A 25822-nucleotide genomic window follows, 5' to 3' on the forward strand; every position below is an offset into this window, starting at 1 on the left:
ACGCCATATTCCTTCAAAATGAGGATTTTTTTATTTTATTTGATCACGGGGTGCGGGGTGGGACAAGGGGACAGGTACCGTGTCCCACCTTCGAAGCAATCTCATATTGAGATTGCTTCGTACGCTCATAATGACCAAGACAAGGAACATTAGAAAATGTTTAACTGCGCAGGACGGCAGCAAACTTCCGCTCCAGCGCTCCGGTTATTTTTTCAATCTGCTTATTGACCTCATCATCCGTCAGGGTCCGGTCAGCCGCCTGGAATTTAAGTGCAAACGCCAGGCTTTGACGCCCATCTTCCACCTGTTTGCCCCGATAAACATCAAACAATCGAACTTCCTGTAATAAAGCGGAAGCAGCACGGTAAATTATATTAGTAATATCGGCAGCAGGAATGTCATTGCGGACCACAACGGCTAGGTCGCGTTCCACCCCCGGAAATCTTGGCAGCGATTTATACCGGCGCGGGTTCCCTGCAACTCCGGCCAGTTGATCAAAATCAACTTCAAAAATGGTCACCGGTCGACTTAAATCATAAGCCTCCTGTACATCAGGATGCAGATCGCCAATAATACCAATTTCAGTTTCGCCGCATATTACTGCGGCGGTTCTTCCGGGATGTAATCCAGGCGCATTGGCAACAGGGACATAGGCAACATCTTTAACGCCCACCTGCCCCAATAACGCTTCAAGTACTCCTTTAAGGTAATAAAAATCCATTGCAACCGTGCTGCTGTTCCATCCCCCGGGCGTAGAACCCGTCACAGCTGCGGCGAGCGTTGCAACTTCCAGCGGCAGCGTTTCGTTCTCCCTGGGGTGATATACCCGCCCCAGCTCAAACACTGCAGCGTCCTTAACCTGGCGCTTGGCGTTGCGCTGCAGCACATCCAACAAGCCGGGATACAACAGCGTTCTCATTACCGACTGATCTTCACTCATCGGGTTTTGCAGGGCCACCGTTTTCCTTAGCATGCTGTCTGGTTCCAAATCCAAAAGATCAAAAACCCGTGGATTTACAAAGGTGTAAGTAACCACCTCGGAAAAACCACCCCCGGAAAGGAAATTCCGTATATTTAAGGATAGTTCCTGACTGTAATTCCTGGCACCCGGGGTCATGGCCCCCACCGGCAGCGTGTTGGGTACGCGGTTTACACCGTATAATCTGGCTACTTCTTCAATCAAGTCAACTTCCAAACTTATATCGGGGCGGAAGCCCGGTATAGTTACCAGTAATCCCTTTTCATCTTCCTTAACTTGAAACTGCAGCCTGGTTAGTAATTCAGCAATTTCCGGTTGAGGAATCTGCAGGTCCAAAATGTGATAAACCCTTTGCGGGCGCAATAAAATTGTTTTTTCAACCCAGGGCCGGGGATAGTTATCAACAACCAGGTCCGCAACTTCCGCTGCCCCCATATCCGCCAGCAGTCGCGCAGCTCTGTCCGCGGCCCGCCGGCAGTCTGTTAAGTCGATCCCCTTTTCAAACCGCGCTGATGACTCGGAACGTAATCCCAAATCGCGGGAAGTTCGCCTGATACTAACTGGATCAAAATAAGCTGATTCCAGCAGGATCGACTGGGTTTCCGACGTTACTTCCGATTCATACCCGCCCATTACGCCGGCCACAGCCACGGGCCCGTCTGGATCGGTTATAACCAACATATCGGAAGAAAGCTCCCTTTTACTTTTATCCAGTGTTAACATTGTTTCACGGTCCGCAGCCCTGCGCACGATAATATGACTTTCCTTTAGCTTGCTGTAATCAAAAGCATGCAGTGGCTGGCCCAGTTCCATCATCACATAATTGGTTACGTCCACCACGTTATTAATAGGACGGACACCCGCCGCCCTTAGCCTCTCCTGCATCCAGGCCGGGGATGCCTTAATTATAACGTTCTTAAGTAGCCGGGCCACATAGCGCCGGCATAGTACCGGGTCGTCAATATCAACCTTAACGCTGTCCCCGGCCGCGTCAGCAGTAGGATTAACCTCAGTTTCCGGCATGATTAAAGGTTTATTGAAAATTGCGGACACTTCCCGGGCAACCCCCACCATGCTCATGCAGTCGCCTCGGTTGGGCGTCAGCTCTAATTCCAAAATAACATCATCTAACCCGATTAAAGACTTGACATCAACTCCGAGAGGCGTATCCGCAGGCAGAATCATGATCCCGTGCGCCTGGTCTTCCGGCATGGTATCGGGATCAAGCCCCAACTCCTGCCCGGAGCACAGCATGCCCCTGGATTCTATCCCGCGCAGCTTGGACTTTTTAATTGTCAGCCCCCCGGTTAACCTGGCACCAACCACCGCCACGGGAATTACATGTCCTTCCCTGACGTTAGTGGCTCCGGTTACAATCTGCAGTTCTTCATCTCCACCGGTGGTGACCCGGCAAACCACAAGTTTATCAGCATTGGGATGCTTATCAATCTTAAGTATTTTCCCGGTATAAACATTGGAAATATCTTTTCCCAGCTCATGAATGGCCTCAACAGCAACTCCTGCCAATGTCAGGCGCTCGGCCAACTCCTGGGGTGGCACGTCTATTGGCACATATTCCTTTAACCATTTATATGAAACACGCAAAATTTTTACCTCCTCACGCTGCTTTTAAGCTAATTTTTAAAACTGGGCCAGAAAACGCAGGTCATTATCAAAAAGCAACCGCATGTCATCTATATCATATTTAAGCATGGCTATGCGCTCTATCCCCATGCCAAAAGCAAAACCGGTGACATCTTCAGAATTATAACCTGACATTTCCAGAACTCTGGGGTGGACCATGCCGCATCCGAGGATCTCCAGCCAGCCGGTGTGAGAGCAAACACGACAGCCTTTTCCGTCACACATGCCGCAGGATATGTCAACCTCGGCGCTGGGTTCGGTAAAGGGGAAGTAACTGGGGCGGAATCTTGTTCTGGTCTTAGCACCAAACATTTTTTCCGCAAAAACCTGTAATGTGCCCTTTAAGTCACCAAAGGTAATCCTTTTATCAATTACCAAACCTTCCACCTGATGAAACATTGGAGAATGAGTAGCATCATCATCCCGCCGATACACTTTCCCGGGGGCGATTATTCGAACCGGCAGATGGGGAACGGTCCTCTCCATAGTTCTTACCTGAACCGGAGAAGTATGGGTGCGTAAAAGCACTTCCGGGCTAATGAAAAATGAATCTTGCATATCGCGGGCCGGGTGGTCTTTGGGAAGATTCAGCGCCTCAAAATTATAATAATCCATTTCAATTTCGGGGCCTTCTTCGATACTGTACCCCATTCCCAGGAAGATGTTTTCAATCTCCTCTTGAACTGCGCTAAGGGGGTGCTTGTGCCCGGTTAAAAATGGCGTGCCAGGCAAAGTTACATCTATTTTTTCCCCGGCCAATTTTATGGCCTTTACTTTTCTTTTTATTTCAGCAAGCCGCTGCTCTAAAATACTTTCTATCTCCGTCCTAACTTCATTGGCAAGCTGGCCAACCTTGGGCCGCTCCTCCGGGGTAAGACCGCCCATGCCCCTTAGAACCGTGGTCAAAGAACCTTTTTTGCCAAGATACCTGACCCTTACTCCATTTAATTCGTCCAAATTATCAGTTTTGGCCAAAGCCTCCCTGGCATCAGATAATATAGCGTTTAATTTCTCTTCCATATCCATCCTCCTCAGTTGTTATCCGCTCTTCCTATTATTCCCATGAATTATAGACAAATAAAAAACCGTCCCAAGGGACGGATTAAAAATATCCGTGGTACCACCCAAATTGTTGCCATTAAAGCTCAACCACTCATCCGGGACTAGTCCCGAGTCCCAGTTAACGGCGGGAAACCGGCTACACCTACTGGAAAAACCGTTCAGCTGCAGTTCCGGGGCGAATTTCGCGGGTTGTCTTTAAAAGGATTTCCAGTCAATGATCCTTTCTCCCTGTTAAAACAAGTAACCGCGTACTACTTCCCTTCATCACTGTTATATATCATTGGTATCTTAATGTAAAGCCAGCCTTCTGTAAAGAATATACGCCCTAACTGATCCAGTGGCTTCAAACAATTTCCAAAAAAAATCGGCGGTTAAAAACATTTAACCACAACCTTTCCCTCATTCTTTGAGGACCTTACCCGAGTTTGATTATATCATAAGGGCATATCGAAAACAAGGAAGTTGACTTAAAATGAGGCTAAGGTCTAGCAATAATCCTGCCAGCTGCCATCCTTTGGCGAACCGTTTCGTAAAGCATAATCCCCGCTGCCACACCTGCATTTAATGACTCGGCCCGCCCTGGCATAGGTATTTTTACCAGGCTGCCGGCATCCTTATGTAAATCCGCAGACACTCCACTGGCTTCACTGCCGATAACCAAAACTGTATCACGGGTTAGGTCGGCATGGCACAGCAGTTTCTGAGCAGCAGGATCTCCCACCACCAGCTTCCAGCCCCCCGCAAGAAGGCCGGTCAAAAAGCCTCTCCGGTCATCCACGTTAATAATGGGAATATGGAAAATCGACCCCATGGTTGAACGCAGTGTTTTGGTATTATAGGGATCAACGGTCCCTTTTAAAATGAAGACGCAGTCAGCCCCGGCTGCATCCGCACTGCGAATTATCGTTCCCAGGTTGCCGGGATCCCGGACACCGTCAACCAGTACCAGCAGATCCCTTTGGGCTTTGCTCCACTCCACCGGGTTAAAATCAAACTCCAACGGTTTTTTAGCCACCGCCAGTATGCCCTGAGGCGATTCGGTATCTGCTATCTCACTAAACAGCAATTTATCCACAGCAATAAGTGCAGCGCCGCTTTTAGACAAGTTTCCCAGCAGTAGCCGTCCCCTGTCCCCGCTTTCCAGCGAGGGCTCGTAAAAAACAGCTTCCAAAGGCCAGTTTGCATTGATGGCCTCTTCCAGGAATCTAATCCCTTCAATTAAAAATTTACCCTCACTGTCCCTGAATTTTTTTTGATGGAGCCGGCGCACATATTTAATTCGCAAGTTTTGCCTGCTCACCAGCATAGTCGTCTCCTTGTCCAATAACATGAAAAGCGCGCTAAATAAGTTCCCTTGCCGCGCGCTTTTCAGTGCTTTTTACTTAGCTCTGGTCATATATATGGCCAGATATACATAAAAGTATTAAAAATAAGCACGGGTTTTATAACCATGCTTATTCATAGCAGAATTAATTTTATAATTTACTCTTGGCCATATCAACCAGCTGCCCGAAAGCCCTGCTGTCGTTGACGGCCAGATCGGCCAACATTTTACGGTTAATATCAACGCCGGCCTTTTTTAAACCGTTCATAAAACGGCTGTAAGACATACCATTATTGCGAGCGGCGGCGTTAATACGGGCAATCCATAGCTTCCTGAAGTCGCGCTTTCTAGCCTTACGGTCCCTGTAGGCATAAACCAGGGATTTCATAACCTGCTGGTTCGCCACCCTAAACAGTTTACTCTTGGAACCGCGGTAGCCTTTGGCCAGCTTTAATATTTTTTTATGTCTTTTACGTGAAACCACACTGCTCTTCGCCCGTGGCATGACAATTCCTCCTTTTCAACGGAACTACAAATACTACTTTAAGGGAGCAGGCGCTGCAAATTAGCTGCATTAGCCGGGTGTACGATTAAAGCCTTACGCAGTTTGCGCTTGCGCTTGGGTGTTTTCTTACCTAAAATGTGACTGTGAAAAGCATGCGAAGTTTTAAATTTTCCAGAGCCGGTCTTTTTAAAACGTTTTGCGGCACCGCGATGTGTTTTGATTTTTGGCAAAACACCTCACTCCTTCCTACAGATCTTTTTGTTTTAAACTACTCTTGTGGTTGTTGCTTGGGTGCCAAAATCATGATCATATTCTTACCCTCAAGCTTTGGCGTTCTTTCAACATTAGCTATATCGGCAACCTGCACTGCCAGCCGGTCCAAAAGCTGCTTGCCTAAATCAGGGTGCACAATTTGACGGCCGCGGAACATGATTGTTGCCTTAACCTTATCGCCATCTTTCAAAAACCGAATAGCGTTTTTAGCTTTAACCTCAAAGTCATGATCTTCAATGTTTGGCCTAAGTTTCACTTCTTTAACAGTAATGATGCGCTGTTTCTTTTTGGCCTCTTTTTCTCTCTTGCTCTGCTCATATCTGAACTTGCCGTAATCCATAATGCGGCATACAGGTGGTTTGGCCTGTGGCGCAACTTCAACCAAATCCATGCGCCTTTCATCCGCCAGCCGTAAAGCTTCACGCAGCGGAAGCACCCCCAATTGGTTATTTTCGGCGTCTACCACCCTTACTTCCTTGGCTCGGATACTGTCATTTATCCGATTTTCTCTGGAAATAGTTATTCACCTCCCTAAAAAAATAAAGCGGGTTTTCCACCCGCTAAACTTAAAACTATAAATCTATAATAAATAAATTTATAGATATTCGTTTAAAACTGATAACCCTTTAACAACCAGACGGCATTATGGGGTGAGAAGCGAGTGGCTTCTACTTTTACCAAAATATTTATTTCGCACGCTATTATAACATGACAGGTCAGTGACGTCAACTAAGTTCCTTATTCTTTATTTCGTTATCCAGATTATTTATAAAGTCATCCAAAGCGGCTACACCCAGGTCACCTTTTTTGCGGTGACGAATGGCAACCTTTTCAGCAGCGGCTTCACGCTCTCCTATTACAAGCATGTACGGTATTTTTTGCGCCTGGGCCTCCCTGATTTTATAATTTACCTTTTCATTACGGGCGTCCAGTTCGGCTCTAAAGCCGTTTTCCGTCAGCTTGGCAGTTACTGCCTGGGCGTATTCCTGCTGCCGGTCGGTGATGGGCAGCACTTTAACCTGCACGGGAGCCAGCCAGGCTGGAAAAGCACCGGCAAAGTGTTCCGTAAGTATGCCGATAAACCTTTCGATGCTGCCAAATACCACCCGGTGGATCATAACCGGCCTGTGCTTTTGCCCGTCCTCGCCCACATAGGTCAGGCCGAATCTTTCGGGCATTTGAAAATCCAATTGGATGGTGCCGCACTGCCAGGTCCGGCCGATACTGTCTTCCAAATGAAAGTCTATTTTGGGACCGTAAAACGCCCCGTCTCCTTCATTGATCTTGTATGGCAGCCCACGCGCTTCAAGGGCCTCCCGCAATGACTCGGTGGCCAGTTCCCAAATCTCGTCGGAACCTATCGATTTTTCCGGTTTTGTAGACAGCTCAACATGATAATCAAAACCAAACACGCGGTAAAAATCATCCACCAGGTCTATAACACCCAAGATTTCATCTTTAACCTGAGACGGAAGCATAAAAATGTGAGCGTCATCCTGGGTAAAACAGCGTACCCGCATTAAACCATGCAGCACTCCTGATAGCTCGTGGCGGTGCACCAGGCCAAGCTCCGCCATTCTAACGGGTAAATCCCGGTAGCTGTGCATCCGGCTTCTGTAGATCAGCATGCCCCCCGGGCAATTCATGGGTTTAATTGAGTAATCTCCTTCATCAATTTTGGTAAAATACATATTTTCCTTGTAATTTTCCCAGTGCCCGCTCTGTTCCCATAAGGCCCGGCTTAAAATAATCGGTGTCCTAATTTCAACATACCCGCGGCGCTTATGTTCCTCACGCCAGAAGTTTTCCAATTCGTTGCGCAGCACCATTCCTTTAGGGTGGAAAAAGGGAAAGCCCGGCCCTTCCTCCTGAATACTGAACAGGTCAAGCTCAGCCCCCAGCTTGCGGTGGTCCCGCTTTTTCGCTTCTTCCAGCCGCTGCAGGTGCTCATCCAACAATGATTTTTTGGGAAAAGAGGTTCCATAGATCCGCTGCAGCATTTTATTGCGCTCGTCACCCCGCCAGTATGCCCCGGCGATGGAAGTTAATTTCACGGCTTTAAGACGGGCGGTGGAAGGAACGTGCGGCCCGGCACACAAGTCTTCAAAATCACCCTGTTGATAGCAGGATATCACCGCGTCTTCGGGCAGGTTATTAATCAGTTCAACTTTATAATTTTCTCCTTTTTTACCAAACCTCTGCAAAGCTTCCTCGCGAGAAATTTCAAATCGGGCAAACGGCAAATCTTTCTTGATAATTTTATTCATTTCCCTTTCAATTTGTTCAAGCTGCTCGGGTGTAAATTTTTGAGGTGAATCAAAGTCATAGTAAAAGCCATTTGCTATGGCAGGGCCGATAGCCAATTTAGTCCCCGAGAACAGCCTTTGAACCGCCTGGGCTAAAACATGGGAAGTGCTGTGGCGAAAAACTTCCTGCCCCTCCTCACTGTCAAAGGTAAGGAATTCAACCTGGGCATCACTATCAATTTTTTCATTGAGATCTACCAGCTTACCGTTTACACGGGCCACCAGTGCTTCCTTGGCCAGTCTGGGGCTAATATCAAAAGCCATTTCCAGCAAAGTCTTACCCGACTCATACCGCCGTATCGACCCATCTTTTAAAGTAATGTTGATCATAAATAAAACCCCTTTCAGCATTAAAAAAATATAAAACCCCTGGCAGCATTGCCAGGGGCGAGATATTGATCCCACGGTTCCACCCTGATTGAGTTTAATGGACTCTTCTTAAGGGCAGGTAACGGTGCCCAACCGACTGCATTTACTGGTATTTCAATACAGCAACTCCAGGGTGGTTTTCAGCTTCCCTATAACAAAGGCGCTCTCAGCCGCGGCGTCCTTCTCTCTGGGTAACGGTAAAAGCTTACTCTTCCCCTTCACCATCATTATTTATAATAATTTACAGCCATAATTATATTCACCTGCTATTAAGATGTCAACATACTGCTGTATAAATGCACCTGACTTTATAAGCGCATCTATTGGTGCTTTTTGCAAATTGAGCAGCCGCTGCACTTGGAAACCCGCCCGACAAACACACTTTTGATTGTGTTAACTATACTGGAAGGCATTTCCCCAGTGCCAGAGTGGAATTTGACCTCCCGGGGCGCAATAGTTATCAAAGCGCTGATAAGCAAATCTTCATAATTGATTTCATTTTCCACCAGATCAATCATAAAATCCCTTAAATAGTCGCTATTTATAGGCTGGTTTTTTTCGTCGTAAAGCTTAAATACCCCGTCATTCTGCAATACCACATTAACCAAATCAGCCTTGGGTTCCTGTATTTCAACGAAATACCTTAACAGCTCTATAAACTCTTTATACTCGCGCTCCATTAGAAAATCATCAACAGCCTGATCAGCGACGTCATAGAGTTGGTCAATATAGTCTTTTAATCTAAAACGGATAAATCCATCAATAACGAGGTTATTATTGGCGCTCAGGTATTCGGTCAGTTTATGCAATATAACCAGACGGTATCTTTCCTTTATTTTATCGTTCAGGTTTATTTTCTTCTGGGCATAATCATAAATAGCACCTTTTTCATCTTCGTCAAAGTAATAATAATTCTCTCTAATGATATCTTTTAATAAAATATCCTGCCAATTGTTTACAATTAAATTGGTTATGACTCCGGCAACCCGGTGACTGATTATAGGTTCCGTATGCCCCGATACACAGCAATCTAAAAAAGTAAACCCGTTGGTCTGGTCCTCCTGCAAGTTAACACTTAGACCTTCATGTTGTAAAGATTTAAGTCCCCGGCTCAGCTCTTGTTTGACAAGATCCTGCTGGCTGGCGGTACCAATACTGATGCATTGCTGGGGCATAGCTCACTCACTCTCCTTTGCTTACAATTATATGTATCTGGTGATTGCGATATACTGCATCCTTGTTGCTCAAGTATAAGCAAAAACCAGGCAGAGCATGCCCGGAAAAAAATATTAGCCAACCATAAGGCTGGCTTTATTGAGAAAGATAATGTTTTTTAACTTAATATATTCGTTAAATCTGACTCTAAGATAAACTTTTTAAATTCAGCGCAGGCCCTGGACTGGAATTTTTCATTATGCTGAATTAAATAAAAGCCGCGGGTTATGGGATTGCAACACCTGATTGGCTTGATAAAACCCAGTTTTATCTCCTTGCGCAATGTCCACCTGGAGAGCATTGATACTCCAAGGTTGGCCTCAACGGATTCTTTGATAGCCTGAGTACTGCCAAGTGTAATTAAACTTGAAGGCTGAAAATTTAAATTTTCTAATGCTTTCTCCACAGCCAACCTGGTTCCGGAACCTTCTTCCCTGATAATAAAAGGCAGGTCTTTTATTCTGGTTGCAATTTCTTCGGGTTTGACTGAAACCCCGGCCAGCGGGTGATTTTTAGATACAATAAACACCAGCTCGTCATTAAGAAATTTATTTACTTCAAGCTGCGGGTCATCAACTTCACCTTCAACCAAGCCAATATCAATACTATCTTCCCGGGCGCTTTCATGTACAAACTCGGTGTTACCTATAGTAACGGAAAACTTTACATCAGGGAACCTCGTTGTAAAAGCTGCAAGAATTCGCGGTAAAATATACTCACCAACGGTAAAGCTTGCACCAATATTTAAGTGGCCGGTTACCAGCTCGACAAGATCGGAAACCGCCCGCTTGGCAACCCTATGCAAATCCAGTATTTCTCTTGCATAAGTGTATAACGTTTCCCCCGCCTGGGTTAAATCAACCTTTTTACTGGAGCGCTCAAATAATTTTGCTCCGTAATAATCCTCCAGCGCGTGGATGTTTTGACTGATAGCCGGTTGCGATATATTTAATACTTCAGCTGCTCTGGAAAAGTTTTTTTTTCCGAGACAGTTACGAAAATTAAAAGCTGGTGATCAAGCATAGACATACCCCCGTATTATAGTCTAACAGAGGAATCCCCAATACCAGATTGGAAATTAAATACAACAAACCGCACTTCTATATTTTATATATCCTTTTACCTTTAGTCAACTTGCAGCAAGCCCCACCGGAGTCTTTTTTAATAAAAAGCACCAGAACTGCAAATATTATTATCCACCTCTTATTAACATAGCTCCTGTGTCGTTGGGTCGGCGGCCAGGAGCATTTAAATTAATTTTTCTCGAAATTTTTGAAATTGTTCCAACGCTCCTACTTTTAGCTGTATAGTTTTTCAGCTAGTTCTATAAGTTCTTTTGACATATATAAAATTTCATTCACTGATGCGGAAATTTCTTCAATAGAGGCGGACTGCTCTTCGGATACAGCAGCAATTTGATATAGTTGATCACTTTGTTCATTAACGGAATTAGCTACTAACGAAAGCGTGTCAGCAATTTCCTTTACTGAACCGGCAGTTCTATTGGCAAGCTTGCGTATTTCCTCTGCCACAACATTAAAGCCTCTACCCTGGTCCCCTGCTCTGGCAGCTTCAATGGCAGCATTTAATCCTAATAGGTGGGTTTGGCTGGCAATATCTTTAATAAAATTCAATACACTATCTGTTTTATTTACATTATCCTTAATGATATTAGCTTGTTCGGATAAATTGTTTACGGTAGCTGCCAGCTGTTGAGAGCCGGCTGATAGATTTGTAACTGTGCGACTTATAACTTCAAGAGAGCTTTCCAATTTATCTGATTCATCTTTTAAAGTATCATGGAGCAACGTTGGCTCAAAAACACCAAGCGTTCCTATTACTTCGCCACTTGGAATAATAATTGGTGCAATCATCGCCATGTAAGGTACTCCATATTGTGATTTTTCCAATGGCACTTTTGCCGTAACTCTTTTACTGCTTTGTATTACCTGATGGGTTATGGTGCCAGTTTTAATCGGATCACCGGCCTTTGCTTGATGATCAAGCTTGATACCAGGTTCATAATAAAAATATTTTTCACGGTCACTTAAAGCAACTGCTGCTTTATCGCCGAGAAGAGTCTTTATTGCTTTAGCCATAATTACAAGTTCTTCCCAGTTATTTTCAGACATTTTTGTCACTCCCGTTCAAAAGAATGATGCATACGCTTACTTTAATTATTTAACAAATAATTAATCTTTCCTCTACATTTAATAAAAAATTTCTAATAATGTAAGATAATTTGTCGAATAATCCATTCAAACAACTACTGCTCTGCGTTTAATCCAATGCTTTGCCCCGCCATTGCCCAAACTGAGCTTTGACTTGTTTTCTACTTTCTGGTACTACATAAAAAAATATATTTTAAGCATAATAGCTAGTGTTGTGTTTAGGAAGGAGGTGAACATATTGCCCAACATCAAGTGCAGCGTTACAGAATGTAGCTATAATAAAAACGTACAATGCGATGCCCCTATGATTCAAGTTGCCAGGGATGGCAATCTCAATCATGCTCAAAATTCGGACAACACCAAATGTGATACCTTTAAACCGAAAAGCTAGCCACAAGGCCAACCTTCTGACGGGTTGGCCTTGACTCAAAACGTTCGCGCTTGTATAACTACATGATTAACTAAAAACCATCTTTACAGTAACTCCCCCCTGTGTCGCTTACTGATGCGACCAGGGGCATTTATTTTTTAATTGCTTTCCGAGATTACACTTTTGATTTAGCTCCATAATTTTCCTATAGGACAATTTTATTAATGATCATTTTAAGGGCATAATAAAAAGGCGTAATATGCGAATATAAACATTCACTTTTTATAAAAAAGTAATTACTTATATGGAGGAACTACAAAATGAAGATCATGGACCTTAAAGATAGATTTGCAAGGATATTGGCGGCTGGAATTATTGCATCTATAACCTTATTAGGTTTAAATTTGTTTTCCCATTATGTACTTAAACTATCTGAACGGCGTTTCATAAATTATTCATCACTAATGATTTTTGGAAGAAAGTCCGGCAGTTTTGCTGAAGATTTACTTAGTTCTATCGCTCAAATTGGTTTTGCTGCAGGTATATTTATAATTTTTAGTCATTTATTTCTAAAAAAAGAAAAGCAAAATTTTTTGTTAAGGGGATTATTTATAGGTTTTGGAAGTTGGTTTATAATTATGTCATTAGCTTATATCATAGGAATTCACAAAATATTAACTATAAGCTTAGGTTCCGCTGTTTCCTTTATGGTCACCTCTTCTATTTGGGGAATTACAGGAGCTTGGGTTTTACGAGCATTAGACGAAAAATACGTCAATAATAGGGAACCTCAATTGGAGGTTAAAAAGCAAAGAATTTCCAGGCTCCCCGAGCCTTCCTATAAGTTAAAGCCTAAAAAATAAAGCCATAAAAATCTATTTAACCCTATTATTTATAGCTGGTTACCATATTACTGCCTTAGTTTAACATAACAGAAAAATAAACCTTATTTTTTAAAAGGACGTTTTTTTCACAAACCCTGATATCCGATCATAAAATGTTAGAAGTTTAATAAAGACATCTCTATAATAAATCTAAGCAGTTTTAGCAAAAAAACAAGAAATTAAGATCAACAGAAATAATTGCTATTGAGATGGGAGGTTATCCGTTGCCTTTACCTGTTCCAATAATTAATATTGGATATATTAAAGTAAACGTAGTGCATTCTGCAGCTATGATTAACATTGGAATAAATCTCCCTATGAAAACCAGTAGTCAACATAAAACTAACCGCGCTGCCGGGGATAATTATGGCGACAACAATTTGGTATCCAATAAAGAAGTTAGTCTGGTAGATAACGATTTGGAAGATTTTCAGGTAAAAAATATTTGATTTTGTTAAAGAAAAGAGTATCGATATAAAGGAGGAAAAACTTTGGTGCCGTTTCCAATTATCAACTTTGGAGCTCTCAAAGTTAATCAGGTATCTTCAGCCGGTATGGTGAATATGGGACCTATTAACATACCAATAGGTTCTAATAGCCAAAACAAAACAAACAGAACGGGAGACAATTATGGCGATATATCCTTGTTAAATTATATTGGTTCTAATATAATTGATACTGATCTGCTGGATCAGCTGATAGAGGCTGTTAATATTCCTTAACAGCATTATAAAAAAACCGCTAAAAAGGCGGTATCAAAGGAGATATGTTATTGCACCCACCAGCGGCAGCCGGTGGGTTTAAAAGTATATATACTCGCAATAATTTTGCTTATAACAAAGGCCTCCCCTTATCGGAAGGCCTCGCTATTACTGGTGGGCGGGATAAGAATTGAACTTACGACCTCTTGCGTGTCAAGCAAGCGTTCTCCCACTGAACTACCCGCCCTCAACTGTGCAACATTAATTATGCCTTAACCAGGCTAAAAAGTCAAGTGGGAATAATCGCATGAGATGTATGTTTCCTAATTGAACTTTATCCCCCAAAATCGTAAACAGTGGTTTTATATGCCGGAATTATTCAGACATCCTGTAAAGCAAACGGTTTAAAAATGCTTTTGGTTCAACCTCTTTAGATGCAACCAAGGGCACTTTGGTCAGCTTATATCCGTTTATCGAAAAGTATGCACTACCGAGTACCTGGCCTTGACGAACAGGTGCCGTGGGCATTGGGTCTAATGTTATTTTAACTTTAATATTTTTTAACTGATCCCCGGCTACATTAACTCTCACCGGATCTGCTACGGTGACAGTTACCTTGCTTTCAATACCGTTTTGCACCGCTACTTCCCCCAGTTTTTTACCCGCGGGGAAAATAACCACTGGCTTAACCTGTTCGAAGCCATATTCCAGCAATTTGACCGCTTCCCGGTAACGATTGCCCGCATGCAGAACAACAGCAATAAATTGCTTATCCCCCTTGGTGGCAGATGCTATAAGGCAATTCCCCGCCCTTGCCGTGCTGCCCGTTTTGACCCCGTTTATTCCTTTAACCTCTTCTGTGAACAGCAATCGGTTGGTATTTCTTACTTCCCTCTCCTTTTCAGGACTAGCCCACTTAACAATCGTTTCCCTGGTTGATACCAATTCCCTAATTCGTGGTTTTTGTAAAGCATAACGGGCTATTAGTGCAAGATCATAAGCCGTTGAATAATGTTTGGGATCGTAATAACCATTTGTATTAGCATATTTTGTATCCAACGCCCCAATTAACAAAGCTTTCCTGTTCATTTGATATAAAAAAGCATCGTGACTGCCGCCAACATGTTCGGCAATAGCAACTGTCGAATCATTTGCCGAGGTGATCAGAGCCGCTTTTAACAGGTTATCCAAAGTAATTTTATCTCCTTTATCCAACCCTATAGTGGACCCCACCGAAACCGAAGCAGCCCGCCGGGTTATTTCAACAACGTTATCAAGATTGCCATTTTCCACTGCAACAATAGCTGTCATTAATTTAGTCAAACTTGCGGGAGACCGCCTCTTATCTGCGTCTTTGGCATAATAAACCTGACCTGTCTCCCCATCTATCAGTATGGCGGCCCTGGCGTTTATATTTAAGTCTTCCGCTAGTGCTGAAGAAGTATTAAGGCAACCGGCGGCTATAAATATAACAACAGCGAATAATAAACGAAAATAATATGCTAACAATATTATCACCATCCAGGCATTTTTTTCCTCATACTTTATTAGGATTTTTAACATACCAAACCAATGTTGGAAATATTATTTAACTAGCTTTGATAAAAGAGGTGATGATTTGTTATGCGCGTATTTCTACTGGATTATAAAAAAATTAAAAGAAATTTTTTACTGGGCGCGCTGTTGCTTACTACCGTGATACTGTTTTTTGTTATCATACAGCAAAAAGCAGTTAATGTAGACACTGACCCCAAACCACACGCTATTTACAAGGTAGCGACTAAAAAACCTGTTGTAGCCTTAACTTTTGACATAAGCTGGGGGACCAAAGTCCCCGGCCCGGTTTTAGACATTTTAAAAGAGAAACAAGTTAAATCGACATTTTTTCTTAGCGGACCCTGGGTAAAACAACATCCTGAATTCCCTAAAAGGATTGCCGCAGAAGGACATGAGCTAGCAAGCCACGGCAATGAACATGTTAACTACAGTGAACACGATCAGGAATGGATTAAAACAGATATTTTAGCCGCCCAGGAATCAATAAAAGAAGTAACCGGCGTAACCCCCAATTTGATCCGCACCCCCAATGGCGATTGGAACGATAACGTGTTAAAAGTAATAACAGGTATGAATTACAAAGTAATCCAATGGAGCGACGACTCCCTGGACTGGAAAAAGGATCGCTCTGTAAAACAAATAATTGACCGGGTACTGCAAAAAGTCCACCCTGGAGCAATTATTCTGATGCATGCCAGCGATACTTGTGACCGTACGCCGGAGGCACTGCCGGCAGTTATAGACGGATTGCGTCAACAGGGCTATAATCTGGTCACAGTCTCCGAGTTGCTGGATTATGGCCCGGGCGTAATTGACTAAAGTTATTATTAGCAAAAATCAATAAAAAAACCGCGCGCTAAATCAGTTCCTTTAGCGCGCGGTTTTTAATACTTTAGCACGGGGGTCTACCCTTTTAGTTGGAGCGTCTTGCAAATACTTCTGTAGTTGGCCGATATTGTAGAAGCCGACACATTATACATAAGCGCCAGCTCATTTTGACTAACCGACTCATCACCAAGCAACCTGGCAACTGCATATATAATCGCTGCCGCCCACGCTCCCGGTTTTCTAAATGCCGGCCTTGCGGCTTTACTGTATTGCTGCCACATCTCTAGGGCATTGTTTACTTGCTGCGCATGGTACCCCATTTTTTTCAAGCCATCCCGAATCAGTTCAGCTACTCCGGCATAATCGGCGGCAGAGCTTTCATCCTGTGCGCCCTTAGTCATCCTGTTTCCAACCTCAGCCGGCAATTTAAGCTTTTTGCGCAGCCTTGTAAGATCATAATAAGGCTCACCCTTCTGTGCCCTGGCCTTTTCAATTTTACCCAGTTCCTTTATCAGCGTTTGCAGTTTTTCCCGTCCTTCTTTGGTTTTAGATGCTTCCATAGGAGTCTTGCCCTGCAAAACATCCATTGGCTCGTTAACCCAACGGTCGTAGAAATAATCCAAAAAAATATTTGTTACCTGCTGGGCCATACCGTCCATATGCCCTTTGTTTGCAGCTGATGTTTTTTTGTTTGTCTCTTCATCGAAAGATGAAAAATTCCAAATCGTTTCTAATTCTACTACCAGGCTATTTAGAACATGAGCTCTGTCAGCGAGATACTGGTCCCAATCTCCACGTTTCTTATACTTACTCCAATACAAGTCTGCATCCTGCTTTACCCTGCTTAACAAATAACTTTTGCATTCCAGAGGCAAAACCATACCGCCTGTGGAAAATTCATAATCGTTCCCCACCGGCAATACTCTCATTAGCATAATATGCCCCTCTTCAAGTTCCTTGGCCGCGTTTTTGTCGGTGACTTTAACCTGCCGTCCACGAATTAAATCCTCTATCACCAGCACAGATTGTCTTTCTATTCTAACCACCTGATAAAAAGAACTTTTGGTTTTCTTCCAGCTTTCGAGCAATTCTCTTTCTTCACTGGCTAAATTGTCGGCAAGGCTGAAATATTCCAAAATGGTTTGATTTTGAATTTTGTAATCGAATATAAACCATTCAAAAAACCTTTCCAGCATTAAATCGTCTTCTTCATCTACCAATTCTGGATCAAAGGTATCGAAAAATAATTCCCTGGCGATTTCAACATCATTTGTAAAAATATCGTTATCCGCAAATTCAGCCAGTTTCCTTCGGAGATGCCGTCCAGCACGCCGCCAGCGGTATTCATTCAAATCAATAACTTTTCTGCTGGGCCCGCAACACGCATCGGCACTTTTTCCACTACCGCAGGAACATTTTTTGTTCGACATCATGAGCACCTCCTTTTTATAAAACAACCCGTTCGAAATTATGGCAACTGCCTGGTTAGTTCATAACTATTGCCATTTTGGGTTAAAATGATATTAAATTCCTTTAACATATCTATAACAATGTAACCAGTTCCGTTTTCCAGCAATAAAGAGGAATGATCAAACGAACTTAATTCCTTAATTTTACGTTCACCGGACATAACCTTAATTATTCCGTCCTGCCAATCCACCTGATATAACATAGCTTCCAGCACAGGTCTTAGTGGCAGGTAATCACGATTATCTTTTTTTATTATATTAATGCTTAAGTCGACATTTTGACCATTGATTTTAACATTTTTTGCGCCGGAATCAAAAACTATATCCGGATTATCTTCAGGATGCAGCAGTTCCCAGGCCACCTCTTTTTGTAACGCCTCCGTCAATACAAACTGGTCCGGCTCAATCCCCACCTGGTCAATATCTGCGCCATTAGGAGTTAGATATTTGTAGACAGTAAACTTTATTGCCCCTCCGGTGCTTAAAGGAATTACGTTTTGTACAACTCCTTTACCAAAAGTAGTATCGCCTACAATAGTAGCCATTCCGTAATCCCTTAAAGCGGCGGCCATGATTTCCGAAGCGCTGGCAGTGTAGCCGTTAACCAAAATAACAGTAGGCAGGTCTTCGACAAAAGGCTTTTCCTCTGTACCTATCTTTTCTTTTTTACCTGTATTATCTACAATACTCACAACTGTAGAACCCTGGTTAATAAAGTCATCCAGCATATCAACGGCTGCATCGAGGTAACCGCCCCCATTGTCACGCAAATCTATAATCAGGCTCTTCATTCCAGAATTTTGGAGGTTTTTAACTGCATTATCAAACTCTTCTGCAGTGGAAGAGCCAAATGAAGCTACACTAATGTAACCGGTATTGCCTGCCATCATCTCAGATTTAACTGAAGACACGTGAATATCAGCCCGGTTAAGAGCTACATCAAATTCTTTTTCACCACGCCTTACCGTAAGAGTCACCTTTGTACCATGGGGTCCGCGTATTATATTAACTACCTCGTTTAATTTTTGCCCGGTAGTGTCATTGCCATCAACGGCAATAATTAAATCGCCTTGCTTGATTCCTCCCTTTTCTGCCGGAGTGCCGGGCAGCACATCTGCAACAAACGGGTTTTTTTCGCCCGCGCTTACCTGAATACCAACACCGACCAAATCACCATTTAATGAGTCGGTAAAACTTTGAATTTCATCGGGTGAAAAATACTCGGCGTATGGATCATCCAAGGTGTCCAGCATTCCCTGTATAGCGCCGTAGTTTAAACTATCCTGTTCCGGATTGGAAAGATGATACTCTTGTAAATAGTACATAATCTCATATATCAGTGCCGCATCGTCATTATTCTGTTTGTCTGCTGCCGCAGCCGGTAAAACCGGAAAAAACAGCGCTAAAAAAGTAAAAACCAGGAACACCAGTCGCCTGGACATGTATCTAACCCCCTTTTATTATTAATATATTTCTATTGATTGTAATAAAAGTCCTGCTGCTTCAAACTAACTAATTAGATCAAATATTGTTGTACAGCAGGTATTTTAAAGGCTGCCGTTGAAGATACTGTTCCCAAACATCGTTATTAAGAGACACCAATTAGCCCGGCGGGCAACAAGGGGTAGATGAAACCATGTCCAAGAATATTTTTCTTATTATTGACGGAAACAGTTTAACTCACCGCGCTTTTCATGCCATTCCGCTACTTACTGCCACCGACGGTACACCAACTAACGCAGTTTACGGCTTTTTAAACATGTTCTTTAAAGCATTGGATAAAATTGAGCCGGATTATATAGCCGTTACGTTCGACAAAGGCAAAACAACCTTTCGGCATCAAGATTATGCAGATTACAAATCGACACGGAAAGCCACGCCTGACGAATTAAGAACCCAGTTTCCCCTGCTGAAAGAAGCTTTACAATGTTTGAGGATTAAATACCTGGAAATGGATAATTTCGAGGCAGATGATATTATTGGAACTTTGACCGTGCTGGCCGAAAAAAACAATATCAATGTAGTAGTTCTGACAGGCGACCGGGACCTTTTGCAACTGGTATCGCCCAAAGTCAGGGTAATGCTGACCCAAAAGGGCATAACGGAAATTCAGGATTACAACGAAGGAAAAGTGTGGGACCGTTACGGCGTAAGCCCACCGCAAATAACAGATATTAAAGGTTTAATGGGCGACGCCTCGGATAATATTCCCGGAGTGCCCGGTATCGGTGAAAAAACTGCCTTAAAGTTGATTCAGGAACACGGCAAAGTTGAGGACGTTATAGCAGACCTTGAAAAATTGCCGACACGCTGGCGCAATAAAATAGCGGAATATAAGGAGCAGGCACTGCTATCCAAACAGTTGGCCACGATTAATTGCCAGGTGCCAATTAATGCAGAACCAGACAACTTCCGCTGGGAAGGACCGGATTACCCTGCCCTGCTGGCATTGTTCAGTAAATTAGAATTTAAAACTTTAATCCGCAACATTATTGAGAGGACGACCGGAGGGGATAAAAAAGCAGGCAATAGTTTTATGCAGTCAATGAATAAGCAAGCCGAGCTGGATGTTTACCAGGTTAATTATACGATAGCCTCAAACCGGGACAAGTTAGCCAAAATAAATAATGAAGTTGAGACTAACGGTTATATTGCTCTGGAGCTGGCGGGAGCACCCTCCAGCGGCATTATGGCTGCAGCAATTGCCCTGGAAAACGATAAGTGCTTCCTGCTGCCGGAATGCAATAAGGTTGAATGCTTAAACACAATAACAGCTATTTGCGTCAACCCCAAATTCAAAAAAATTTGTTTCAGTGGAAAAGAAGCCATTTGGTATCTGCAGAGCCACAATCAGCAAATGATGGGCTTGTATTTTGATATTACTGTAGCATCTTATTTGCTTAACCCGGGACAATCACCTAAAACGCTTCAGGACCTGGCGCTGGAACACTTTGACCTTGTATTGCCGGCGAAAGAAGCGAACGCACTCCCCGCCAGGGCGGATACCGTGCTGCGCCTCTACCCCCTGTTGCATCAAAAACTGGTTGAGCTTGGCATGGACAGGCTGTATTACGACGTAGAGTTACCCCTGATCTCGGTCCTGGCGGAAATGGAGATTGAAGGGGTTAACATCAACCCTGTCATACTACAGGAAATGGCCAAAGAAACAGAGGGTCAGATTTTAAACCTGGAAAAGGAAATATATGATCTGGCAGGCGAGTCATTTAATATTAATTCCCCCAAGCAATTAGGGTATATATTATTTGAAAAAATGGGGCTTCCGGTAATTAAAAAAACCAAAACGGGCTATTCAACCGACGCATCGGTGCTGGAAGAACTCGCCACCACTCAGGTAATAGCAGAAAAGATTTTGGAGTACCGGCAGATAGCCAAATTAAAATCCACGTATGTTGACGGGCTGTTCAATCTGATTAATCCTGTTACCGGCAGGATTCATACAACTTACCATCAGGACGTAACTGCAACCGGCCGGCTGTCGAGTTCGGACCCTAATTTGCAAAACATACCTATTAGGTTGGAACAAGGAAGGAAAATTAGAAAAGTTTTTATTCCCGGCCGGGAAGGAAACTTAATTCTTGCCGCCGACTATTCCCAAATAGAGCTGCGCATACTGGCCCATATGTCGGCAGACCCCAATCTGGTTGAAGCTTTTTTACTGGGACAGGACGTCCATACCCGTACGGCAGCGGAGGTTTTTCACCTACCCATTCAAGAAGTAACACCAGAGCTGCGCAACCGGGCCAAAGCTGTTAATTTCGGCATAGTTTACGGCATTAGTGATTTCGGGCTCGCCCGTGACCTTAAAGTTAGCCGCGCTGAAGCCTCAAGTTATATAAAAAGCTATTTTGAACGTTATTCGGGCGTGAAAAGATTCATCGACCAAAAAATTACCGAGGCCAAAGAAACAGGCTATGCCACAACCATGCTCAACCGACGTAGATACCTGCCGGATTTGTTTAGTTCCAATCGAATCGCCAGGGCTTTCGGCGAGCGTACTGCCATCAACACACCCATCCAGGGCAGCGCCGCAGACATAATTAAGCTGGCGATGGTAAGAATAAATAACGAGTTAAAAAACCGCCAGATGAAAACAAAAATGATCCTTCAGGTTCATGACGAGTTAATTTTCGACGTACCTCAAGATGAATTGGAAAAGGCCAAAAGCATAATTAGGGAATTTATGGAAAACGCCTTGCAATTGGATGTCCCCCTGTTGGTCGATATAAAGGTAGGACCAAACTGGTATGACGTAAGAAAGGTGTAATGCAGATGCCGGAACTCCCCGAAGTGGAAACCGTCAAAAGGACACTGGAGAAAAAAATAAAGGGCTTAACCATAACTGATGTTGAAATAGATATGCCTAAAATTATCCGGGATACTACGCCGGAAGACTTTAAAAAAGCAGTAACGGGTATAAAAATTTTACGACTGGCGCGTCGCGGGAAATATTTACTTATTTATTTGTCAGGTGAAAACGTGCTGGTCATTCACTTAAGGATGACCGGGCGACTGGTTTATACAGAGGCATCTGAGCCGGTACCCCGCCACACTCATTTAATTTTCCACCTTAGTGACGGCTACCAATTGCGATTTAACGATGTAAGGCAGTTCGGACGGGTTATATTGGCAACCAATAAAACTCTTAGCCACATTAAAGGGTTTAAGGACCTTGGCCCCGAGCCTCTGGAAAAAGATTTTACCAGGGACTTCTTACGACGCGAACTAAAAAGAAAGCGCACCAGAATCAAACCACTGCTTCTTGACCAGACATTCATTGCAGGTCTGGGCAATATTTATGTTGATGAAACCCTGCACAGGGCCCGCATACACCCGGAGCGGTTAGCCTGTAACCTGTCGCCAAGAGAAATCGCCAACCTGTATCATTCTATCTGCGAAGTTCTGCGGGAAGGAATTGATAACCGTGGAACCTCGATGCGTGACTATGTTGACGGCGATGGCCGGACCGGTAATTTTCAGGAGTTCTTACGGGTTTACAATCGCGAAGGGGAAAAATGTCCCCGCTGCGGTGCCACCATAGACCGCATCAAAGTTGGCGGGCGAAGTTCTTATTATTGCCCGGTTTGCCAAAAAGAGTAGATCATTACAGAGCACCAGCTATCCATAACCAGGAACATTTCGACTTTCCCCACCATAATATTTAAGAGAAGTTGTCATAATGGGGGGTGAAAGTCAATGGATTTTTTGGCGCTGACACTTTTTGCAATTGCCTTAAATCTTGATTCATTTGCCGTTGGAGTTTCCTATGGAATAAGAAACATTAAACTTCCAACAACATCACTTTTAATCATCAGTTTAATGTCCATGGGAGCAATAACCTTTTCAATGCTTCTGGGTAAAACAGTTGCAGGTTATTTTTCCCCAACCTTTGCCCACAGGCTGGGTGGTTTTATCTTATTGCTAATCGGACTATGGGTTCTAATTCAGTCACTGCAGGAAAACCGTCATCAAAATAGTAATTTAAATGAACCCCAAGATGACCAATCATCCGATACCCTGGTTAAAATCCACATTAGGTTTTTGGGGTTGGCGATACAAATTTTAAGAGAGCCTTCCCGGGCCGACCTGGACCGTTCAGGAACAATCTCCGCACGGGAAGCGGTTCTACTGGGGATAGCGCTGGCAATGGACGCCTTTGGAGCAGGCTTTGCAGTTTCAATGATGGGGTTTAGTATTGTATTTACCGCCCTGATGGTGGGAATCGGTCATTTTATACTAACCTATGGGGGACTTCTTGCCGGGATGGGAATGAACGGCAAAGGTCTCTGCCAAAAACTAAGCACCCTGCCGGGATTTATTTTAATTGCCCTGGGCCTATTTAAAATTCATTAAAACAGTTGTAAAATATATACTAAATGCTAGTCCGGCACCCTGCCGGGCTATATTTTTATATACTTGAAAAAGAGATTGACAAAAAAGAGATTTGTTATTAATTTTATTGCGGAGGAATAATCATGCTGGTAGTTGGACTTACAGGCAATATAGGCAGCGGCAAAAGCACCGTTGCACGGATCCTGAAGGATTTTGGGGCCAGGGTTGTGGATACCGATCAAATTGCCAGGGACGTAGTGGCTCCAGGCACAACCGGGTTGGACAAAATCATCAAGCACTTCGGAGTTGAAGTCATGAATCCCGATGGCACGCTTAACCGGCGAAAAGTGGCCCAAATTGTTTTTAGTGACCCGGAAGCGCTTGCACGCCTGAACGGCATTATTCATCCGGAAATAAGATCTGTCTTACTGGATATAATCTCTGATTATAAAGAAAAAGCAGATGCAGCGTTATTGGTTATCGAAGTCCCACTATTATTTGAAACCGGAATGAATCATTTAGTAGACGAAGCCTGGCTTGTTACGGTGGACCCGGCAGTTCAAATTAACAGGATCATAACCCGGGATAATACATCAATGGGCGAGGCTAAAAGTCGAATAGCAGCCCAAATGCCGCAGAAAGATAAAGTACTGCTTGCCGACAGAGTAATCGATAACAGCAATGGAATCAATGAAACATTAATTCAGGTTAAAAAAATTTGGGATGCGGCGGTAAAACAAACAGATGGAGTGGTATAATTGAATGCCCGCAGGCGCAGGTTTAAAGCATCAAGATTATTATTTCTTATATTACTTGTACTTTTAGTTTTTAACTATAAACAAATAGTTAAAATAATTTACCCAATGCCCTATGATAATACCATATATAAATATTCTGAAAGGGCTGGTGTAGACCCCTTTTTTATGACGGCGATTATGAAAGCAGAAAGCAGTTTTAAACCAGATGCCGTTTCCGCCAAAGGAGCCCGCGGTTTAATGCAGATTATGCCTGAAACCGGCCAGTGGATTGCACAGCAAATTAATCTTAACCCCTTTCACCAGGATCTGCTGTTCGACCCGGAAACCAATATTAGGCTGGGCGCCTGGTATATTGCCAACTTGGAAAATGAGTTTAAAGGAAATAAAATAATGGTTCTTGCGGCTTATAACGGTGGACGGGGTAACGTCAACAAGTGGATGGACGAAAAAAAGATATCCGGTAGCATTAAAGATATTCAAATGATCCCGTTTCCCGAAACAAAAAACTTCGTTGCCAAGGTGTTATGGAATTACAAAGTATACCAATGGCTTTACGCAAAATGAATGCACCATGCTAAATACAGCAGTAATAGCTAAACTTACACTATTGACAAACCTAGTCTGTCAACATATAATCCTGTCTTTGACAGTTATAAGCCATGAAAAAGCTTGAAGACCCTGTAATTGCAGGGTCTTCAAGCTTTTTTGCACTATTAAAAAAGTGAGTAATATTTTTTATTTTTTAGTTATGCTAAAAAATTGTTTCATCAATGTCTTTTTTATAATCTCGTAATCTGTTCGAAAACCAAAAGATTCATGTAGTGCATCAGTAAATTCGGTTCTTGTATAGGTCGGTATATACCCCTCGCCCTTAATCTCATAGAAATTCATTTCTTTTAATCCGTTGATGATTTCACTGCATGAAAACTTATTCCCTAGTTTCTTTTCCAATAATCGATAAATAATGAGGGACATAAAGCAGGTAGTAAAATGTGCCTTAATTCTATCCTCGCGACTTAAGTACACCGGCCGGGCTTTAAACTCGCTTTTCATGATCCGGAAACATTCTTCAATCTCCCAGCGCCGCTGGTTAATTCGAATGATTTCCTGAGCACTACCTTCGAGGTTCGTACAAACGGCATAAAATCCATCATAGGCTTCTTCGGCAACGATGGTTTCGTTATTTAATGCATAGGATTCATTGTCAGCTATTTCGCCATCAGACGTATAGCTGGTTTTTTTAATAAAACGTTTATAGTCGTTCTGATTGTTTTTTGAAATTTTAGTCGGATTCGAATCAAGTAATTTCTGAGCACGTTCGATTTGTGAATTACGAATTTGACGTTGATAGTTTTTGTACTTGATGGAGTAAGTAACAATAAGTTTTTGTTCTAGGCCATTTTCTTTAATCCAACGTTCTTTGAAGAAGCATTTGTCCTTGTAGGTCTCCTCGTCAATCTGGGCGATATCATAAGTTTTATCACGATCTGTAAGGTGCCAGCCTTTTGAATCAAGGGACCATTTTTTTAAATGCTTTTTTAGTTTTTTAATCGATTG

General features: G+C 43.1%; 25 protein-coding genes, 1 tRNA gene, 1 pseudogene and 2 other annotated features. Of the genes and pseudogenes, 10 read left to right on the forward strand and 17 right to left on the reverse strand.

The window, feature by feature from the left end; genetic code table 11:
• Positions 1-160 precede the first annotated feature (160 nt).
• The 12 genes and pseudogenes from pheT to BM056_RS27455 form a co-directional block, all read right to left on the reverse strand.
• Positions 161-2584 carry a phenylalanine--tRNA ligase subunit beta gene (pheT, locus tag BM056_RS23895; RefSeq protein WP_092475550.1) on the reverse strand — a complete coding sequence of 808 codons (2424 nt, stop codon included), beginning with the start codon at positions 2582-2584 and terminating at the stop codon, positions 161-163.
• Between the two features lie 36 nt (positions 2585-2620).
• Positions 2621-3643, reverse strand: a complete 1023-nt coding sequence (gene pheS / locus BM056_RS23900; RefSeq protein ID WP_092475553.1) for a phenylalanine--tRNA ligase subunit alpha — start codon at positions 3641-3643, stop codon at positions 2621-2623.
• A 70-nt stretch (positions 3644-3713) separates the two neighbouring features.
• Positions 3714-3959: a binding site (T-box leader), on the reverse strand.
• Between the two features lie 14 nt (positions 3960-3973).
• On the reverse strand, positions 3974-4066 hold the full coding sequence (locus BM056_RS23905; RefSeq protein ID WP_092475556.1) for a YqzL family protein: 93 nt from the start codon (positions 4064-4066) through the stop codon (positions 3974-3976).
• A 97-nt stretch (positions 4067-4163) separates the two neighbouring features.
• On the reverse strand, positions 4164-5015 hold the full coding sequence (locus BM056_RS23910; protein WP_238456646.1) for a TrmH family RNA methyltransferase: 852 nt from the start codon (positions 5013-5015) through the stop codon (positions 4164-4166).
• 145 nt (positions 5016-5160) lie between these two features.
• Positions 5161-5514: a 50S ribosomal protein L20 gene (rplT, locus tag BM056_RS23915; RefSeq protein WP_092475562.1), complete on the reverse strand. Its 354-nt coding sequence runs from the start codon at positions 5512-5514 to the stop codon at positions 5161-5163.
• Between the two features lie 38 nt (positions 5515-5552).
• Positions 5553-5744, reverse strand: coding sequence for a 50S ribosomal protein L35 (gene rpmI, locus BM056_RS23920; RefSeq protein ID WP_092475565.1), 192 nt, complete (start codon positions 5742-5744; stop codon positions 5553-5555).
• Positions 5745-5782: 38 nt separating this feature from the next.
• The gene (infC, locus tag BM056_RS23925; protein WP_092475568.1) at positions 5783-6286 is read right to left on the reverse strand and encodes a translation initiation factor IF-3; all 504 of its coding nucleotides are present in this window, start codon (positions 6284-6286) and stop codon (positions 5783-5785) included.
• A 226-nt stretch (positions 6287-6512) separates the two neighbouring features.
• Positions 6513-8423, reverse strand: a complete 1911-nt coding sequence (gene thrS / locus BM056_RS23930) for a threonine--tRNA ligase (RefSeq protein ID WP_092475615.1) — start codon at positions 8421-8423, stop codon at positions 6513-6515.
• Positions 8424-8473: 50 nt separating this feature from the next.
• Positions 8474-8693, reverse strand: a binding site (T-box leader).
• A gap of 89 nt (positions 8694-8782) precedes the next feature.
• Positions 8783-9637: a putative sporulation protein YtxC gene (ytxC, locus tag BM056_RS23935; RefSeq protein WP_092475570.1), complete on the reverse strand. Its 855-nt coding sequence runs from the start codon at positions 9635-9637 to the stop codon at positions 8783-8785.
• Between the two features lie 158 nt (positions 9638-9795).
• The gene (locus tag BM056_RS23940) at positions 9796-10482 is read right to left on the reverse strand and encodes a LysR substrate-binding domain-containing protein (protein ID WP_165613694.1); all 687 of its coding nucleotides are present in this window, start codon (positions 10480-10482) and stop codon (positions 9796-9798) included.
• A 93-nt stretch (positions 10483-10575) separates the two neighbouring features.
• Positions 10576-10623 (reverse strand): annotated as a pseudogene (locus BM056_RS27740) (hypothetical protein); the annotation flags it as partial.
• Positions 10624-10975: 352 nt separating this feature from the next.
• Entirely contained in the window at positions 10976-11809 is an 834-nt protein-coding gene (locus tag BM056_RS27455) for a methyl-accepting chemotaxis protein (RefSeq protein ID WP_092475576.1), read from the reverse strand.
• Between the two features lie 268 nt (positions 11810-12077).
• On the opposite strand from BM056_RS27455, the gene BM056_RS23950 reads away from it, so the two are divergent.
• The 4 genes from BM056_RS23950 to BM056_RS23965 all read left to right on the forward strand — a co-directional run bounded on the left by BM056_RS23950 (position 12078) and on the right by BM056_RS23965 (position 13824).
• Positions 12078-12239 (forward strand): DUF1540 domain-containing protein, encoded by a 162-nt coding sequence (locus BM056_RS23950; RefSeq protein WP_435050983.1) that lies wholly within the window; start codon positions 12078-12080, stop codon positions 12237-12239.
• Positions 12240-12538: 299 nt separating this feature from the next.
• Entirely contained in the window at positions 12539-13081 is a 543-nt protein-coding gene (locus BM056_RS23955; protein ID WP_092475582.1) for a hypothetical protein, read from the forward strand.
• 245 nt (positions 13082-13326) lie between these two features.
• Positions 13327-13551 (forward strand): hypothetical protein, encoded by a 225-nt coding sequence (locus tag BM056_RS23960; protein WP_092475585.1) that lies wholly within the window; start codon positions 13327-13329, stop codon positions 13549-13551.
• A gap of 45 nt (positions 13552-13596) precedes the next feature.
• Positions 13597-13824 carry a spore germination protein gene (locus BM056_RS23965; protein WP_165613695.1) on the forward strand — a complete coding sequence of 76 codons (228 nt, stop codon included), beginning with the start codon at positions 13597-13599 and terminating at the stop codon, positions 13822-13824.
• A gap of 151 nt (positions 13825-13975) precedes the next feature.
• On the opposite strand, the gene BM056_RS23970 is transcribed toward BM056_RS23965, so the two are convergent.
• Positions 13976-14050, reverse strand: a tRNA-Val gene (locus tag BM056_RS23970).
• Between the two features lie 128 nt (positions 14051-14178).
• Positions 14179-15366, reverse strand: coding sequence for a D-alanyl-D-alanine carboxypeptidase family protein (locus BM056_RS23975; RefSeq protein WP_238456648.1), 1188 nt, complete (start codon positions 15364-15366; stop codon positions 14179-14181).
• Between the two features lie 60 nt (positions 15367-15426).
• On the opposite strand from BM056_RS23975, the gene pdaB reads away from it, so the two are divergent.
• Entirely contained in the window at positions 15427-16179 is a 753-nt protein-coding gene (gene pdaB, locus BM056_RS23980) for a polysaccharide deacetylase family sporulation protein PdaB (protein WP_092475591.1), read from the forward strand.
• A gap of 86 nt (positions 16180-16265) precedes the next feature.
• On the opposite strand, the gene BM056_RS23985 is transcribed toward pdaB, so the two are convergent.
• Together BM056_RS23985 and BM056_RS23990 are read right to left on the reverse strand one after the other, a co-directional pair.
• The gene (locus BM056_RS23985) at positions 16266-17618 is read right to left on the reverse strand and encodes an SEC-C domain-containing protein (protein WP_092475594.1); all 1353 of its coding nucleotides are present in this window, start codon (positions 17616-17618) and stop codon (positions 16266-16268) included.
• 38 nt (positions 17619-17656) lie between these two features.
• Positions 17657-19099, reverse strand: coding sequence for a S41 family peptidase (locus tag BM056_RS23990; protein ID WP_092475597.1), 1443 nt, complete (start codon positions 19097-19099; stop codon positions 17657-17659).
• A 194-nt stretch (positions 19100-19293) separates the two neighbouring features.
• Here BM056_RS23990 and polA point away from each other — a divergent pair, with 194 nt between their 5' ends.
• From polA to BM056_RS24015, 5 genes are all read left to right on the forward strand, one after another.
• Entirely contained in the window at positions 19294-21942 is a 2649-nt protein-coding gene (gene polA / locus BM056_RS23995; protein ID WP_092475601.1) for a DNA polymerase I, read from the forward strand.
• Positions 21943-21947: 5 nt separating this feature from the next.
• Positions 21948-22775 carry a DNA-formamidopyrimidine glycosylase gene (mutM, locus tag BM056_RS24000; protein ID WP_092475603.1) on the forward strand — a complete coding sequence of 276 codons (828 nt, stop codon included), beginning with the start codon at positions 21948-21950 and terminating at the stop codon, positions 22773-22775.
• A 96-nt stretch (positions 22776-22871) separates the two neighbouring features.
• Positions 22872-23528: a sporulation membrane protein YtaF gene (gene ytaF / locus BM056_RS24005; protein ID WP_092475606.1), complete on the forward strand. Its 657-nt coding sequence runs from the start codon at positions 22872-22874 to the stop codon at positions 23526-23528.
• A gap of 122 nt (positions 23529-23650) precedes the next feature.
• Positions 23651-24265 carry a dephospho-CoA kinase gene (coaE, locus tag BM056_RS24010; RefSeq protein WP_174550006.1) on the forward strand — a complete coding sequence of 205 codons (615 nt, stop codon included), beginning with the start codon at positions 23651-23653 and terminating at the stop codon, positions 24263-24265.
• A 105-nt stretch (positions 24266-24370) separates the two neighbouring features.
• Positions 24371-24829 carry a lytic transglycosylase domain-containing protein gene (locus BM056_RS24015; RefSeq protein WP_274377590.1) on the forward strand — a complete coding sequence of 153 codons (459 nt, stop codon included), beginning with the start codon at positions 24371-24373 and terminating at the stop codon, positions 24827-24829.
• 171 nt (positions 24830-25000) lie between these two features.
• Here BM056_RS24015 and BM056_RS24020 read toward each other — a convergent pair.
• Positions 25001-25822: IS1634 family transposase (locus tag BM056_RS24020; protein WP_165613696.1), on the reverse strand; the 822-nt coding region annotated here is incomplete at its 5' end.

It is taken from the genome of Desulfotruncus arcticus DSM 17038 (genome assembly GCF_900113335.1).
In the GTDB taxonomy this organism is placed as follows: domain Bacteria; phylum Bacillota; class Desulfotomaculia; order Desulfotomaculales; family Desulfallaceae; genus Desulfotruncus; species Desulfotruncus arcticus.